The 15,198-nt window shown below is 65.9% G+C and carries 18 protein-coding genes and 1 tRNA gene; 1 reads left to right on the top strand and 18 read right to left on the bottom strand.

The genetic code is table 11. From position 1 onward, the window contains the following. Positions 1-27 precede the first annotated feature (27 nt). A complete protein-coding gene (locus tag B5X73_RS08850) occupies positions 28-372 on the top strand; it encodes a hypothetical protein (protein WP_079521395.1) in 345 nt (114 codons plus the stop codon). Positions 373-375: 3 nt separating this feature from the next. Here the strand turns inward: B5X73_RS08850 and B5X73_RS08845 are convergent, their stop codons facing one another. From B5X73_RS08845 to B5X73_RS08760, 18 genes are all read right to left on the bottom strand, one after another. Then, positions 376-1,692, bottom strand: coding sequence for a methyl-accepting chemotaxis protein (locus B5X73_RS08845; RefSeq protein ID WP_079521394.1), 1,317 nt, complete (start codon positions 1,690-1,692; stop codon positions 376-378). Between the two features lie 104 nt (positions 1,693-1,796). Next, entirely contained in the window at positions 1,797-2,423 is a 627-nt protein-coding gene (gene tmk, locus B5X73_RS08840) for a dTMP kinase (RefSeq protein ID WP_079521393.1), read from the bottom strand. 42 nt (positions 2,424-2,465) lie between these two features. Beyond that, positions 2,466-2,720 carry a hypothetical protein gene (locus B5X73_RS08835; RefSeq protein ID WP_079521392.1) on the bottom strand — a complete coding sequence of 85 codons (255 nt, stop codon included), beginning with the start codon at positions 2,718-2,720 and terminating at the stop codon, positions 2,466-2,468. Between the two features lie 333 nt (positions 2,721-3,053). Further along, positions 3,054-3,140: transfer RNA gene (locus B5X73_RS08830), tRNA-Leu, on the bottom strand. A 23-nt stretch (positions 3,141-3,163) separates the two neighbouring features. Next, complete coding sequence (locus B5X73_RS08825; RefSeq protein WP_079521391.1) at positions 3,164-3,742, bottom strand: cysteine dioxygenase family protein; 579 nt, start codon at positions 3,740-3,742, stop codon at positions 3,164-3,166. A 123-nt stretch (positions 3,743-3,865) separates the two neighbouring features. Then, entirely contained in the window at positions 3,866-4,969 is a 1,104-nt protein-coding gene (locus B5X73_RS08820) for a homoserine O-acetyltransferase MetX (RefSeq protein ID WP_079521390.1), read from the bottom strand. A 3-nt stretch (positions 4,970-4,972) separates the two neighbouring features. Continuing rightward, a complete protein-coding gene (locus tag B5X73_RS08815) occupies positions 4,973-5,644 on the bottom strand; it encodes a tetratricopeptide repeat protein (RefSeq protein WP_079521389.1) in 672 nt (223 codons plus the stop codon). After that, positions 5,641-6,054, bottom strand: coding sequence for a cytochrome c-type biogenesis protein (locus B5X73_RS08810; RefSeq protein WP_176167791.1), 414 nt, complete (start codon positions 6,052-6,054; stop codon positions 5,641-5,643). The genes B5X73_RS08815 and B5X73_RS08810 overlap by 4 nt, the downstream gene beginning before the upstream one ends. Before the next feature lie 113 nt (positions 6,055-6,167). Beyond that, on the bottom strand, positions 6,168-6,713 hold the full coding sequence (locus tag B5X73_RS08805) for a DsbE family thiol:disulfide interchange protein (protein ID WP_079521388.1): 546 nt from the start codon (positions 6,711-6,713) through the stop codon (positions 6,168-6,170). Continuing rightward, a complete protein-coding gene (locus B5X73_RS08800; protein ID WP_079521387.1) occupies positions 6,710-8,674 on the bottom strand; it encodes a heme lyase CcmF/NrfE family subunit in 1,965 nt (654 codons plus the stop codon). Before B5X73_RS08800 ends, B5X73_RS08805 begins: the two co-directional genes overlap by 4 nt. Continuing rightward, positions 8,671-9,171 (bottom strand): cytochrome c maturation protein CcmE, encoded by a 501-nt coding sequence (gene ccmE / locus B5X73_RS08795; RefSeq protein ID WP_051943718.1) that lies wholly within the window; start codon positions 9,169-9,171, stop codon positions 8,671-8,673. The genes B5X73_RS08800 and ccmE overlap by 4 nt, the downstream gene beginning before the upstream one ends. Beyond that, a complete protein-coding gene (ccmD, locus tag B5X73_RS08790) occupies positions 9,155-9,355 on the bottom strand; it encodes a heme exporter protein CcmD (RefSeq protein ID WP_079521386.1) in 201 nt (66 codons plus the stop codon). The genes ccmE and ccmD overlap by 17 nt, the downstream gene beginning before the upstream one ends. After that, positions 9,352-10,119 carry a heme ABC transporter permease gene (locus tag B5X73_RS08785; RefSeq protein ID WP_079521385.1) on the bottom strand — a complete coding sequence of 256 codons (768 nt, stop codon included), beginning with the start codon at positions 10,117-10,119 and terminating at the stop codon, positions 9,352-9,354. The genes ccmD and B5X73_RS08785 overlap by 4 nt, the downstream gene beginning before the upstream one ends. Before the next feature lie 66 nt (positions 10,120-10,185). Further along, the gene (ccmB, locus tag B5X73_RS08780) at positions 10,186-10,872 is read right to left on the bottom strand and encodes a heme exporter protein CcmB (RefSeq protein ID WP_079521384.1); all 687 of its coding nucleotides are present in this window, start codon (positions 10,870-10,872) and stop codon (positions 10,186-10,188) included. Next, the gene (ccmA, locus tag B5X73_RS08775; RefSeq protein WP_079521383.1) at positions 10,869-11,504 is read right to left on the bottom strand and encodes a heme ABC exporter ATP-binding protein CcmA; all 636 of its coding nucleotides are present in this window, start codon (positions 11,502-11,504) and stop codon (positions 10,869-10,871) included. The genes ccmB and ccmA overlap by 4 nt, the downstream gene beginning before the upstream one ends. Before the next feature lie 59 nt (positions 11,505-11,563). Beyond that, positions 11,564-12,943 (bottom strand): FAD-dependent oxidoreductase, encoded by a 1,380-nt coding sequence (locus tag B5X73_RS08770; RefSeq protein WP_079521382.1) that lies wholly within the window; start codon positions 12,941-12,943, stop codon positions 11,564-11,566. Between the two features lie 88 nt (positions 12,944-13,031). After that, positions 13,032-13,541 (bottom strand): polyhydroxyalkanoate synthesis repressor PhaR, encoded by a 510-nt coding sequence (gene phaR / locus B5X73_RS08765; RefSeq protein ID WP_036113645.1) that lies wholly within the window; start codon positions 13,539-13,541, stop codon positions 13,032-13,034. Between the two features lie 126 nt (positions 13,542-13,667). Beyond that, on the bottom strand, positions 13,668-15,173 hold the full coding sequence (locus B5X73_RS08760; RefSeq protein WP_079521515.1) for a DHA2 family efflux MFS transporter permease subunit: 1,506 nt from the start codon (positions 15,171-15,173) through the stop codon (positions 13,668-13,670). Positions 15,174-15,198: the final 25 nt, after the last annotated feature.

Raw genomic sequence — 15,198 nt, 5'->3', positions numbered from 1 at the left:
AGGCGACCTTCGCAAGCGAGGCATCACTTGGCCACTTCCATCATCGTCGGCTACCGACCGTTTCCGGGCCGCACCGACCTGGTCGTATCGATCCTTCACGAGGTCTACGAGGTGATGCAGCGCGCCGGCCTCATTACCGCCAGACGCCCCTGGATCATGCGCAGCGGCGACGGCGACGTGGTCGCCGTGTTCGACATGACCAACGAGTATTCCTACGCGGCCTCCGAGAAAATCCGCGAAGTGAGCATGCTCCGCGCCCGCCTCATGGGGGTCGCGGAACGTGTGCCGCTGTCCGGCCTGCGCGAGAGCAGCGAACCGTACGCCGAGTTCGAGACGACTAACGACTACCCCGCGTCGAACGCGAATGGCTGACCGTCAGCGGTTTCCGTAGACCGCCTCGAGCTGCGAGACGGCGGCGTTGACCCGCTGGATTCCGGAGGACTGGCGCTCGGCGCTTTCACTGATGGCCCCGGTGACCTGGGTGACGTTGCCGATGGCGGCAAGGATTTCTTCCATCGTGTGTCCCGCGGTACCGACCAGGCTCGCTCCTTCGTCCACGCGGCCGCGGGCGTCGCCGATCAGCTGATGAATCTGCTTGGACGCCTCGGCGCTGCGTACCGCGAGCCGGCGCACCTCCTCGGCCACCACGGCGAACGCCTTGCCGCTCTCGCCCGCGCGCGCCGCCTCGATGGCCGCATTGAGCGAGAGCAGGTTGGTCTGGAACGACAGCGAGTCGATCAGCTCGAGGATTTCTTCGATGGAGCGCGTGCCTTCCTGGATGCCGCCCATGGTGCGGACGACATCGCGCATCACCGCTCCGCCGCGCTCGGCCGCATGCCGCGCGCCGCCCGCGAGGGCCTCGGCCTTGCCGGCCTTGTCCGCGTTGTCGACGACCGCGTCCGACAGCGACACGACTTCGCGCTGCAGCGTCTGCGCGGCGAGCGTCTGCGCCGTGATGTCGGTGGCGTACTTGATGATTTTCATCGGTACGCCGTTGAAGTCGAAGATGGGGTTGTAGGTGGCCTGGATCCACACCACGCGCCCGTCGCGACCGAGCCGACGATAGAGCGCGGCGTCGTGACGGCCTTCGCGCAGTCGTGCCCAGAAGGTCTGATATCCGGGCGAGGAGGCTTCGGTCGGATCGACGAACATCCGGTGATGACGACCGATCACTTCGTCACGCGTATAGCCCATGGCGCCAAGGAAGTTGTCGTTGGCCTCGAGGATGGTGCCGTCCAGATCGAATTCGATCGTCGCCTGCGCGCGATCGATCGCCTGGAGACGCCCGTCCATGTCCGCGGCGGTGAGACGCTGAGCGGTGACGTCGGTCGCGTATTTGATGACCCCGATGACATTCCCGTGGCGGTCGGTCAAGGGGTTGTAGGACGACTGCAGCCACACGTCGCCTCCGTCCTTGCGTCGGCGGCGATACAGTCCAGTGTCGCCATGGCCCTCACGAAGGCCGCGCCAGAACGCTTCGTAGGCCGGGCTGTCGGCATCGGCCGGTGTGACGAACAGCCGGTGGTGGACGCCGCGGATCTCGTCCAGGCGATAGCCCATCGTCTGCAGGAACAGGGTGTTGGCGTGACGCACATGGCCGTCGGCGGTGAACTCGACGATCGCCTGAACCTTGTCCAGCGCGGCGAGCTTACCCCGCGACGCGCGGTTTCTGTCGATCCAGTGACGAAGCATGCGATGGCCCGGAAAATGTGATCTCCATCACATCGGCGGGCAAATCGGTTACTTGAGCAAAAGTGACGAAATCGGTTCAGCTGGCATCCATGAAACCGACCACGTCAGGCCCGGTGCTCCCGTTTGGCGGCGAGCGCCTCGTAGACATGGCTCAACGCCTGTTCCGCCACGGTGTCGGGAGCCTGCGTCGCGTCGATGACGACCGTATGCGGAAGGGCCAGGTCGCGGAAGATCGAACGGCAACGGTCGAGGTTGTCCGACGTCTCGAAATGATTCGGTTTGTCGCCGCGCTTACGGATGCGCTCCAGACCTACCCGGGGTTCCAGGTCCAGCAGCAGCAGCAGGTCGGGGCGAGGAGCGAAGGCGTTGGCTTCCAGCAAGGCGCCGGTGTCGAGCCCGGCCGCGCCCTGATAGGCCACATTGGACGGGAAATAGCGGTCGAGGATGACGATCTCGCCACGGGCCAGCGCGGGGCCGATCAGTTCGGCCACGTGCTCTTTCCGGTCGAGAATCAGGAGGCGAAGTTCTTCATCCGCCGTCAGTCGCCCGGTGGACGCGGACGCGCGCATCCGCATGCCCCACTGGCCGGTCGTCGGCTCCTTGCTCAGGGCCACGGGGGTGCCGGCCGGAGCAAGCGTGTCGCGCAACGTATGGGCGAGTGTCGTCTTGCCTGCACCATCGATGCCTTCGATGGCAACGAGCAGGCCACCGGGAATAGGGAGAGGTGCCATGGGCGGGGACTTTACCGGATCGTACCCGGACTTTCACCACCGTCAGGCCCGGCGCGCTACGTCCGCGGCGACGCGAGCGTCACGTGTCAGCAGGTCGAACATACGCTTACCCGGTGCCGTGGCGCTCCAGTAACCGAATTCGTCCTGCGAGGCGAGCCCACGGCGCAGGAGTCGGACGCACGCGGTTTCATTGAGGCTGCTCACGGCAAGGAACGCCGTGGAACACAGTTGCTGGAGCGCGAAACGCGCTTCCGGATCGAGTGTCGGTTCGTGTCGCGTTCTTTCGTCTGTGTGCACGTCATTCCCCCCGTTGATACCCCGTTGGCGATTCTGAAGCTTCCCTCGGTTAAGGCCCTGTGAGCGAATACTTACGTACGCTCCCCCCGCTGGCTGGGCAGGCGTCGTTCTCCGTGCAGTGCGCGCGTCCCCCAGGGCTACCCCGGTCGCAGGTTTGCAGAAGGCTGGCAGCGGCATGACGACAATTTCGGCCACACGATGGACATCCTTCGATGGCTCTTGCGCGTGTTCGACAATGGGCCTCCTCCGCAAGGTAGGTCCGTCACATGGGTGAAGACGAGCGCGCGGGCATGCATAAAAAAACCCGCCACGAGGGCGGGTTTTTGCGAAGCGTGGTGCCGAAAGAGGGACTCGAACCCTCACTGTATCACTACAAACGGATTTTGAGTCCGCCGCGTCTACCGGTTCCGCCATTTCGGCACGGGCCCGGGATTATGCGGGAATCAATGGATCTGGTCGAGACCCAGTTTGCGTTCGGCGCGCTGGTACCAGTCGTCGCCTTCTGGGTTGAAAACGGCGCACTGCGTCATGCGGCCCGAATAGATGTGCAGGCTGACCGCAACCGCGTCCTCGCTGGGATTGCGGATGGTGTGGTATTCGTGCGGCGGGATCAGGCTGCCGGCGGAGCCGGGGCCGGCCTGGATCGAGCCGACCGGGCGGAAGTGGTAGCGCTCCGCCTCGTGGCCCAGCAGCTCGTACTGGACGATTTCGAGCGCGCCGTTCCATACGCCTTCGACGCACCACATGCCGCTGTGGTCGTGGATCAGGGTGCCCTGACCGGGACCCCAGGTCATGGCTACGACGCTGTAACCGTGTTCTTCGCTGCGATAGAGCTCGCGGCGGGCGTAGTGGTCGCCGGCGGTCTCGAAGACGCAGGCGGGCAGGATGACTTCCTGCGAACGGATCAGCCGGCACAGCGCGTTGCGCAGGTTGTCGGTGATCGCCGGTGTGCTCGGCTGCGCGACGGAAGCGTCGATCGCATCGATGAGCTTGCGGCTGCCCTGGAAATCGACCGTGATCATGCGTGGTACCTCTGGAGGCGATGGTGGCGTGGGGACGCCGGGTCGCTTCCGATCATAGCAGGGCAGGGGGATCGGGGGCGTCAGCGACCTGCCGCCGCACCCGGCTGACGTGGGCGCGTGGCGTCAGAGCGAGCCGAGGAAGCCGCCGATGGCCTTGCTGTAGTTGGCGATGTCGACGAGGAAGGCATCGTGGCCCTGGGGCGAGTCCAGCGCGACGAACTCGACCGCCGCGCCCGCGGCTTCCAGCCCTTTGGCGATGGTTTCCTGCTGCTCCAGGGGAAACAGGATGTCCGTGCTCACGCCGATCACCATGGCACGTTCGACCTTGATTCGCCCAAGCCCGCGCATGACGTCACCCTCGCCGTGCTCGGCGATGTCGAACCAGTCGCTGGCGCGCGAGAGGTAAAGGTAGCTGTTCGGGTCGAACTGGCGGTTGAACCTGCGCGCATGACCTTCGAGATACGACTCGACCTGGAACTCGAAGCCGAACGGTTCGTTTTCTTCACGCTGCTCCGCGTCGAGACGGATGCGCGCGAAGCGGCCGTTCCACTCCATCGCGGAGCGATAGGTAATCACACCCAGCTTACGCGCGATGCTCATGCCGTGTTCGGGCCATTCGTCGCCTTCGTATTGTCCGCCCTTCCAGTGCGGATCGAGGCGGATGGCCTCGCGCTGGAGCGAGCGGATGGCGATGGCGAACGGTTGCGCCTGCGGTGCGGTGTCGACGCTGATGTGCGTGCGCACCGAGGCCGGGTGCAGCAGCATGTACGCGAGTGCGCTCATGCCGCCCATCGAGCAGCCGACGAGACAGGCGAGCTGTGAGATACCGAGGCCGGTGATGGCTTCGTGCGCCGCATTCGCCACGTCTTCCAGCGACAGCTCGGGAAACGTCAGGCGGTAGGGTGCGCCGGTGGCGGGATCGACCGACGCGGGGCAGGTCGAGCCTTTATCGCTGCCCAGCGAGTTGACGCAGACGACGAACCAGCGATCGGTATCGAAGGCCTTGCCGGGCCCGATCATGTCCTGCCACCAGCCGGGCGAGGGATCCTCGTCGTTGGATGCCGCGTGCGCACTGGGCGACAAGCCCGTCAGAATGAGGACGGCATTGCCGCGCGACGCATCGAGGGTACCCCACGTCTCGAAGGCGACGCGCGCGCCATGCAGTTCACCGCCCCTCTTCATGCGGAACGGTGAGGACAGCTGGTGGTAGCGACGGGCGTCACCCATGGGTCATTCCTTAGGTTTGCCACCGACGCGCTTGTCGGCTTCGGCGATCTGTTGTGCCACCGCATGCGCCACGTTCGAATCCGGATCCAGCAGCGGCTGCAGTTTTTTCCAGGTGGCCGACGCATCCGCGAAGTGCTCCTGCTGAAATTGCGCGATGCCCAGCAACCACAGTGCCTTCTGGTTCTGCGGATTGTCGGCGACGGCGGCCTGCAGCAGGTCGAACGCGCGTCCGACGATCAGGTGATCGCCACGCACGAGCGAGTCCGCCTCGGCCCAGCCGACCATTGCCGGGCCGTTCTTAGGGTCGGCTTTGAGCGCACCGTCGTAGGCTTCGCGGGCATCCGCCGGCTGCTTCAGCATGGCGTAGGTCTGGCCGAGCAGCAGCCAGCCCTGCGTATCGTCCGGATGCTCTTTCAGTCGCGCCTGCAGCGCGGCGATGGCCTGGCCGACGTCCATTTCCTTCGGTGGCTCGACGCCGCCGAGCGTGGCCGGCGTGCCGACCAGCAGGTAGATGCCGGCGCTGCCCAGAGGCACCAGCACGGCCACTGCGACGACGAGCACGAACACGCCCTTCGAGCGCCCGTGTACCCGGCCCTGACGAATGAGCGGCACGAGGATGAGGGCGAGAGCGACGGCGAGCATCGCCCCGGCGGCAAGATAGAACGGAAGGGTCACCAGTCGTCCTCGGTGTCGTTCGCCGGCACGTTGCCGACGGGGTTCTGGCGCGCACGGCGGCGTACCTGGATGGCCACGACGAGGCCACCCAGGGCAAGCACGATCAGCGGACCGAACCAGAGCAGCCAGGTCTTCGGTTCCACCGGTGGCTTGTACAGCACGAAATCCGAGTAGCGGTCGACCAGATACGCCTTGATCTCGGCGTCGCTCCGGCCTGCCTGCATCATTTCGAAAATCTGACGGCGCAGGTCGTGGGCGATCGGCGCGTTGGAATCCGCCAGGGTTTCGTTCTGGCACATCGGGCAGCGCAGTTCGGCGCTGAGATGCTGGAAGCGAAGTTCTTCGGCGTGGTCGCGGAAGGGCAGCGGCTGGATGGCCTGGGCGATCGAGAGCAGCGGCAGGAGAAGCATGAAGGCAATCGCGAGGAGCTGTCGCGCGCGGGGCGCGCTCCTACCTTCTGCGGCAGGACCCTGACCGTTACCGGCACGCTGTAGGAGCGCGCCCCGCGCGCGACCGTACCTGCTCACTCGCCACCTTCCTTGGCCAGCGCGGCCAGCGCAGGGCGGAATTCCCTGTGGACCACTTCAGGCGTAATCGGCCCGACATGCTTGTAGCGAATCACACCCTTGCCATCGATGAGGAAGGTTTCCGGCGCGCCATACACGCCGAAATCGATACCTGCGCGCCCGTCACGGTCGGTGATGACGAGGTCGAACGGGTTGCCGTGTTCGCGGAGCCAGTTCATCGCGTCGGACGGTTCGTCCTTGTAGTTCAGGCCAACCAGGCGCAGGCCCAGCGACTTCACCTCGCCCGACAACACCGTATGCTCATGCACGCATTCGATGCACCAGCTGCCGAACACATTGAGGAAATACGGCTTGCCCAGCAGCGAGGCCTTGCCGACCATGCTCATGGGCCGACCCAGTTCGGGCAGCAGGAAGTCCGGCGCTGGTTTGTCGATCAGCGGCGAGACGATCTCGTGCTGATCGTGCTGCGTGTTCCACCAGATGCCGAAGCCGAACAGGCCGCACAGCGCGAGGAACACGAACAAGGGCATCAGGCGACTCATGCGAGCGATTCCTTCGCGGGCACGGGGGCGGTCGCGGCGGCTTTCTTCGAGCGGAAGCGGCGCTCGCCCGCGGCGAGGAATCCGCCAAGCATCATGAACAGGCCGCCGAGCCAGATCCAGCGGACGAACGGCTTGTAGTACAGCCGCAACGCCCAGGCGCCCTCGACATCCGTCGCCTGCATCGGCTCGCCGAGCGCGACGTAGATATCGCGGAACAAGCCCGCGTCGATGGCGGATTCGGTCTGTACCTGGCCGCGCGAATACGTGCGTTTCTGCGGCTTCACGGTCGCCATCGTCGTGCCATCGCGCTGGATGGTGACCGTGCCTTCATCGGCGCGCCAGTTCGGTCCCTGGGTTTCGTGCACACCATCGAAGCGGAACACATAGCCACCGATGGCCTGCGTGTCGCCGGGCGCCATACGTACGTCGCGCTCGACGCTCAGCGACTCCGACAGCATCACGCCGATGATGAAGATGGCGACACCGGTGTGAGCGACCAGCATGCCGGCCATCTCGGCCGGATAGCGGCGGCCGCGCGGCATCTCGCGCCAGCGCTTGAGGATGTACGACAGGGTGCCCGCGGCCACCCAGACGGCGCCCGCGATGCCGGCGATCGCACGCAGGTGACCCTGGGCGACAAAGGCGGCGACGATGGCGCAGATCACGGCGGCGATACCGGCACGCAGGGCAAGCGTCGTCAGCTGACGGCCCTCGGCGCTGCCCCAGCGCAGGTAGGGGCCGAACGGAAGCAGGAGGACCGCGGGCGCCATCAGCGCGATGAACAGAAAACTGAAATAGGGTGGTCCGACCGAGATGCGGCCGAGATTGAGCGCGTCGCCGATCAGCGGGAACAGTGTGCCCAGCAGCACCATGGCCGCCGCCGTGGTGAACAGCAGGTTGGCGATCATGATGCCGGTCTCGCGCGACAGCGCCGCGAACGGCTTGCCCGTCGCCACCCTGGGCGCGCGGATGGCATAGAGCAGCAGCGAGCCGCCGATCACCACGATCAGGAAGCCGAGGATGTACAGGCCGCGACGCGGGTCCGAAGCGAACGCATGTACCGAGGTCAGCACACCCGAGCGCACGAGGAAGGTGCCGAGCAGCGACAGCGAAAACGCGAACAACGACAGCAGCACCGTCCATGCGGGGAGTGAGCCCCGCTTCTCGGTCACCGCCTGGGCGTGGATCAGCGCGACGCCGACCAGCCAGGGCATGAAGGACGCGTTCTCGACCGGGTCCCAGAACCACCAGCCGCCCCAGCCCAGCTCGGCGTATGCCCACCAGCTGCCGGCGACGATGCCCATGGTGAGGAAAGCCCACGAGACGTTGGTCCATGGGCGAGCCCAGCGCACCCAGGCCTGCTCGAGCTCGCCACCCAGCAGCGCCGCGATGGAAAACGCGAACGCCACCGAGAAACCCACGTAGCCCATGTAGAGCACGGGCGGGTGGAAGGTCATGCCGGGATCCTGCAGCACCGGATTGAGGTCGCCGCCGTCGGAGGGCATCGGCAGCTCGCGCAGAAACGGATTCGAGGTAAACAGGATGAAGGCCAGGAAGCCGACGCCGATGAGGCCGAGCACGCCGAGTACGCGGGAGACGAAAGGTGTCGGCAGGTGACGGCTCAGCACCGCCAGCGCGAGCGACCAGACGTTGAGGATGAAGACCCACAGCAGCATCGAGCCTTCGTGCGCGCCCCACACCGCGGTGATCCGGTAGTACCAGGGCAGCGCGAGGTTCGAGTTGTCGGCGACATAGGCCACCGAGAAGTCGTAGACGAGAAACGCGTGGATCAGCACGCCCATCGCCAGAAACACGAACACGGCCTGGCCGGCGGCGGCGGGTCGCGCCACGGCCATCAGCGCGGCGTTGCCACGCCACGCGCCGACGATGGGCAGGATGCCCTGGACCAGCGCCAGCAACAGCGCGAGGACGAGCGCGAACTGGCCAAGCTCCGGAATCATTTCGGCGTACCCGGTGCCGTGGCCTTGTCAGTCATGGCCTGATCGCCCATGCCCTTGTCGTCGATCTTGCGGTTCTCATGCGCCTTGGCCATGGCGTCCTTGAGTTCCTTCGGCATGTAGTTCTCGTCGTGCTTGGCGAGCACTTCGCTGGCGATGAAACGGGCATCGTCCATGCGACCCGTCGCGATGACCGACTGGTTGTCGCGGAACAGGTCCGGCAGGATCCCGGTGTATTCCACCGGCATGGCGCCCTGATCGTCGACGACGATGAAGCTGACCTTCAGGCTGTCCTTCGCGCGCTGGATCGAACCCGCCTTGACCATGCCGCCCAGCCGGAAGCTGCCGTACTGCGTGGCCTGGCCTTGCTGCACCTGGCTCGGGGTAAAGAGATAATTCATGTTTCGCTGCAATGCGAACACGGTCAGACCGACCGCCACGATGGCGGCGGCGATCACCGAGATCACGATGGCGAGGCGACGCTTACGGGTGGGATTCATTACGGGGAGCGGTTCCGGGACGGCGGCGGTTCTCCTGGCGCGCGAGGCGCGCACGGAGATCGCGCACGTTGCGTCGACGCCTCGCCAGTGGCGCGAGGGTGTCGATCAGAAGGACGAGGAAGAAAACGGCGAGCGAGGTCCAGACGTAGAAGCCGTACTGGCCCATGGCGAGGGCGGCGGTCATGCGGCGTCGTTCCCCGGCGTGTTCAGGGCTAGATCGCGCACCCAGCCCTTGCCGCTTTCCGCAACGATGAAGTCGGCGCGCACGCGCGCGAACAGGCTGGCGACGTAATACAGCTTGGTGGCCGCCATCATCGTCAGCAGGGGCCACAGCATGCTGGCATCGATATGCGAGGGCCCGAGCAGACGCACCGTCGAACCCTGGTGCAGCGTGTTCCACCAGTTCACCGAGAAATGCACGATCGGCACGTTGACCGCGCCGACCAGCACCAGAAACGACGCGGCACGCGCGCCCTGACGCCGGTCCTCGAAGGAGTGATACAGACCGACGATGCCAAGGTAGATGAAAAGCAGCACCAGCTCGGACGTGAGGCGCGCGTCCCAGGTCCACCAGGTGCCCCACATCGGCTTGCCCCAAAGCGAGCCGGTGACCAGCGTGATCAGGGTGAACGCGGCGCCGACGGGGGCGGACTCCATCGCCACGGTTTCGGCGAGCTTGATCCGCCAGACCAGGCCGATGAACGCGGCGACGGCCATCACGCCGTAGATGAAAAGGCTCATCCAGGCGCTGGGTACGTGGATGAAGATGATCCGGTACGCGTCGCCCTGCTGGTAATCGGCCGGCGCGACGAACAGGCCGCCATAGAGCGCCACACCGCCGAGCAGCAGCGCGATGCCCAGCGCCCACGGTCGGACGGCGCCCGCGAAACGGTAGAACACCGGCGGGGAGCTGAGACGGTGCAGCCAGAGGGGAACCCAGTTAGCCATCGGTCCTCGTTGCCGTTTGGTGCGGGAAGGGGTGAAACCGGATTCCGGTCCGTACGGTGGCGCGCATCATGAGTCCATCGCGATGCGCAGCGCCGCGGCGCACGCAAGCGGTGCCAGCACCAGCGCCAGAACCAGTCCGGCGCCGAGCCACGCCACCGGTGCGACCCAGGGCAGGCCTTCCTGCGCGGCCGATACAGCCCCCGCGGCGAAGATGACGACCGGCACGCAAAGCGGCAGAAGCATGAGCGCGAGCAGCATACCAGAGCGTCGCGAGCCGGCCGTCAGCGCGACGAGGATCGCTCCCAGGAGGCACAGCAACGGCGTGGCCAGCGCGAGGGTGGCCACGAGCACGGGCATGGCCGGCGCCGGGAGCTTCAGCATGCTGGCCAGCAGCGGTGCGACGACGATCAGCGGCAGCGACGAGACGATCCAGTGAGCGAGGATCTTGACGCCCACGAGCAAGGCCAGCGGCTGCGGTGCGAGCATCAGCAGCTCCATCGAGCCGTCCTCGATATCGCCGCGGAACAGGTTGTCGAGCGAAAGCAGGATGGCCAGCACGACCGTGACCAGCACGACGCCACCGGCGACGCGGGCGAGCAGGGCAGGCTCGGGTCCGAGGGCGAACGGGAAGAGTGTCGCGACGATCACCGCATAGAGCACGGGCATGGCGATGTCACCGCGCCGGCGCCAGGCCAGGGTCAGATCGCGGCGCAGCAGGGCGGCGCAGGCGGCGGGTGTGCTTCCGGGCGTCATGCGTGCAGCCGGATGCGGCGTGGCGCGTCGCCGGCGAAAGAGACCGCCCCATGGCTCGTCACCAGAGCGGCACCGCCGCGCGCGGCATGGCGTTCCAGCAGGCGGTTGACCAGCGCGATGCCTTCGCGGTCGAGATTGGCGTAGGGCTCGTCGAGCAGCCATACGCGTGCCGGCAGAATCAGCAAGCGGGCGAGCGCCACACGCTTCTTCTGGCCGGCGGAGAGGCGACGCACGGACTCATCTTCGTATCCGGCGAGGCCTACCTCGCCGAGGGACACATCGATATCGGCGCCGCCGCGCAGGCCGTACAGTCCGGCGGCGACACGCAGATTCTCGCGAGGCGAGAGGTCGAGTTTGAGGCCGGGGTGGTGGCCGAGAAAGACCACGGCCCCGGCGACGGTATCGAGCGAAAATGGGGCGCCGTCGAGCAGGACCTCCCCCGAACCGGGGCGAAGCATGCCGGTAAGCACCCGCATCAGCGTGGTTTTACCACTGCCGTTGTCGCCTTCGATCAGTGCGATTTCGCCCTCGCGCAGTGCGAAATCCACCGGACCGAAGACCGGCTCATCCTGGCGCAGGAAGCACAGGGAGCGCGCTTCAAGCAGGACTGCGTTGGCGGCGGCGACGGTCATTCCGACGATTGTCCGGGCCATGCGGCAGCTTGTCCATGCGTGACTGTGTCGCGGCTTCCTCAGCCCCGATCGAACGCCTCGGCCGGCAACGGAGGCAAGGTCGCCTGCAGTGCCCGCACAGCCGCCTCGATATCCACCGACGCCACGCTTTCATGCCCCAGCAGGAGCTGCTCGACCAACACGTCCTGCGCCTGCCCGCGCTCCAGCGCGTAGCGGTAAGGCAGATGCGTAAACGTCACCATCCGGTAGCGCGGCAGGTAGTGCGTCGGGCAATGCTCCGTCAGCAGCGCACCCAGTTCGCGCTTGCGCAGGAACACGGGATCCGCGACCTTGTCGCGCATCTCCACGTAATTCTCCAGCGCCATTCGTGCGATCGCGTCGGCATTGGGCTTGCGCGTCGCTTCGAAGGCGGCGAACACGGCCGCCGGATCGGACGGATTCGCCGCGAACAGGTCCGCCAGCTCGGCCGCGTCTTCGAATCCGCAGTTCATACCCTGACCGTGAAACGGCACGATCGCGTGCGCGGCGTCGCCGATCAGCAGGGCGCGGCCGCCGATATGCCAGCGATCCAGGTAGAGCGTCGCCAGCGTGCCGACCGGATGGGCCGCCCAGTCGTTCGCGAACTCGGGCATCAGCGCCAGCGCATCGGGAAATTCCGTGCGGAAAAAGCTCTCGGCGGCGGCGGCGCCTGCGATCGTACGGAAGCTGGGATGCTCGCCATCGTTGGGCAGGAACAGCGTCACCGTGAAGCTGCCCTCGCGGTTCGGCAGCGCGATGCACATGTAATGGCCGCGCGGCCAGATATGCAGCGCGTTCCGTTCGATGGCGAACGGCGCGGCGGGATCCTTGCCAGGAGGAATTTCGAGTTCCTTGTAGCCGTGACCCAGCTCTTCGATCCGTTCGCCGAGCGGCGAATGTCGGTGCATCTGGGCCCGCAACGCGGACCCGGCGCCATCGGCACCGATGATCACGGGCGCGTCGATGCTGCGCTCGGTTCCGTCCATGCTGCGCAGCATGAGTCTGCCCGCGTCCAGGTCGGCCCCGGCCAGGCCCTGATCGAAATGGATGGTCGCGCCGGCGGCTTCCGCCGCATCGAGCATGAGGTTATTGAGACCACCTCGCGACACCGACCAGATGACTTCGGAATCGTCCACTCCATAGCGCTGCAGGCCGCTGTGGCCGGCCGGATCGTGAACCATGCGGCCGCGCATCATGACCGCCTGTTCGAGCACCTGCCCGGCGAGACCGGTGGCGCGCAATGCATGCAGGCCGCGTTCGGCCAGGGCGAGATTGATCGAACGGCCGCCCTGAAAGCCCGCCTTGCGGGGATCGGAGCGCTTCTCGAAGACGGAGACGCGGAAACCGCGCTGGGTCAGCAGGGTGGCGACCATGGCGCCGACCAGTCCGGCGCCGACCACGGCGATGTCGTTACGGGGCATGGCGGCCTGTTTTTGCTGCGCAATATTGCGGGGCAGCGCATCGTGCGCCGCAGCGCCGCCGGGAGCAAGTCCCCGGCGGCGGGATGCGTCAGCTTGCCTTCTTACCCGGCCGCGACGTCTGGCTCTGGCGCGAGGCGGGCTCGGGCGGCTTGGCCGTGGCGGCATCGAGGAAACCGCGCTGCATCGACTTCCAGACGTCGAGGTTGCGCTCGGTCATTTCGTTGAGCATGGACCACGGGGTCTGGCCCATCAGGCTGTTGAGCTGGGTACGGAACTGCTGCTGCTGGTCGAGGAAGACCTGCAGGCTGCGCTCCAGATACGGGCCCATGAAGCCCTGCAGGGAGTCGCCGTAGAACCGGATGATGTGCGACAGCAGCTGCGGGGAGAGCATCGGCTGACCGTGCTCTTCGTGTTCGGAGATGATCTGCAGCAGGACGGATCGGGTCAGGTCGTCACCGGACTTGGCGTCGCGGACTTCGAAAGTTTCCCCGTCGAGGACCAGCTGGCGGACTTCTTCCAGCGTGATGTAGCTCGAGATCTCCGTGTCATACAGACGACGGTTCGGATACTTCTTAATGATGCGTAGGGATTGTGCCATGCGGCGAAAGCTACCACGTGGTATTGCGTCGCACCAGTTGTCGCACCGTCTTGTAAACGTTTGCGGTTTCACATATGGGATTGGAACGATTTAAATAACGCCGATTTAATATTCGGAGGTGCGGCGTCAGTGCGCCGCCGCTCCTCCGGCATTCCCGAACGGCGGCTTCGCCAGCCAGAGAATCGGTATCAGTGCCAGAAAAAGGATCCCGCACAGCCAGAACACGTCGTTGACGGCGAGCGTCAGCGCCTCCCGGTTGACCACCTGGTCCAGCACGGTTCGCTGTGCCTGTCCATGCAGGTTCATCATCTGCAGCCGGTCGACATAGGCCATCGCCGCCGGGGACGCCGGATTGACGTATTCGGTCAGCGAGGCATGGTGCGCTTCGCCGCGATGCTGCCAGATCGTCACCGTGAGTGCGGTCGACACGCTCGACGCGAGCGTGCGGCAGAAGTTGGCCAGCCCCGACGCACCGGCGATCTGGTCGGGCCGCAGGCCGGAAAGGAAGATCTGGTTCAGCGGAATGAAGAAGCACGCGATGCCGATGCCCATGACGAAGCGAGGCAGGACCAGCGTGGCGAACGACGCGCCGCTGTTGAAGGTCGAAAACCAGAACGCGGTGAACGCGAACACGAGGAAGGCGAAGGTCACCACCGCGCGCAGTTCCAGCCGCTGGATGTTCTTGCCGATGATGGGCGACATGAGGAACGCGAGGATGCCGACGGGTGCGGTCGCCAGGCCTGCCCATGTCGCGGTATAGCCCAGCGTCGTCTGCAGCCACAGCGGGAACACCACGGTGATGCCGAAGAAGCCCAGCATGCCCAGGGACAACGCGCTGACGCCCACGGCGAAATTGCGCCGCGTGAACAGCGACAGATCCACCACCGGATACTTCGCGGTCAGCTCCCAGATGACCAGGAACGTCAGCGCGACCACCGCGACGAGGCTGAGCGTCAGGATCAGCGGCGAAGCGAACCAGTCGTGGTCGTTGCCGTTGTCCAGCATGAACTGCAGGCAGCCCACACCGAGCACCAGCAGGAACAGGCCTACCGAATCGATCGGTGCGCGCACGATCTTCGTTTCACGGGTGCGCAGGATCGCCCAGGTGATCACGCCCGCCGCGGCGCCCACCGGTACGTTGATGTAGAAAATCCACGGCCAGGAGAAATTGTCCGTGAGGTAGCCGCCGAGGATCGGTCCGAAGATCGGCGCGACGACCACGGTCATCGCCCACATCGCCAGCGCGATGCCTTGTTTGTCCTTTGGATAGCTCGCCAGCAGCAGCGACAGCGACAATGCCACCATCGGGCCGGAGCCCGCCCCCTGCAGCAGGCGGAACAGCACCAGCATCGGCATGCTGGTGGCCAGGCCGCACAGCATCGAAAACGCGACGAACAGCGCGACGGAGAAGCAGAAGGTCTTCACTTCGCCGAAGCGTTTGGCGATCCAGCCGGTCAGCGGCTGCATCACCGCGCTGGCCAGCGCGTACGAACTGATCGCCCACGTGCCCTCGTTCGAACTCACGCCCAGGCTGCCCGCGATATGCGGCACGGCCACGTTGACGATCGTCATGTCGAGAATCTCCATGAACGTGGAGAACGCGACCGCGATGGTCAACAGGACCAGCTGCATGCCCTGCAGGGGTTTCGGGCCCGCC

Source organism: Luteibacter sp. 22Crub2.1, assembly GCF_900167995.1.
Taxonomy (GTDB): domain Bacteria; phylum Pseudomonadota; class Gammaproteobacteria; order Xanthomonadales; family Rhodanobacteraceae; genus Luteibacter; species Luteibacter mycovicinus.
The sequence above is the reverse complement of the archived record's forward strand: the minus strand, read 5'-3'. Positions and strand labels throughout refer to the sequence as shown.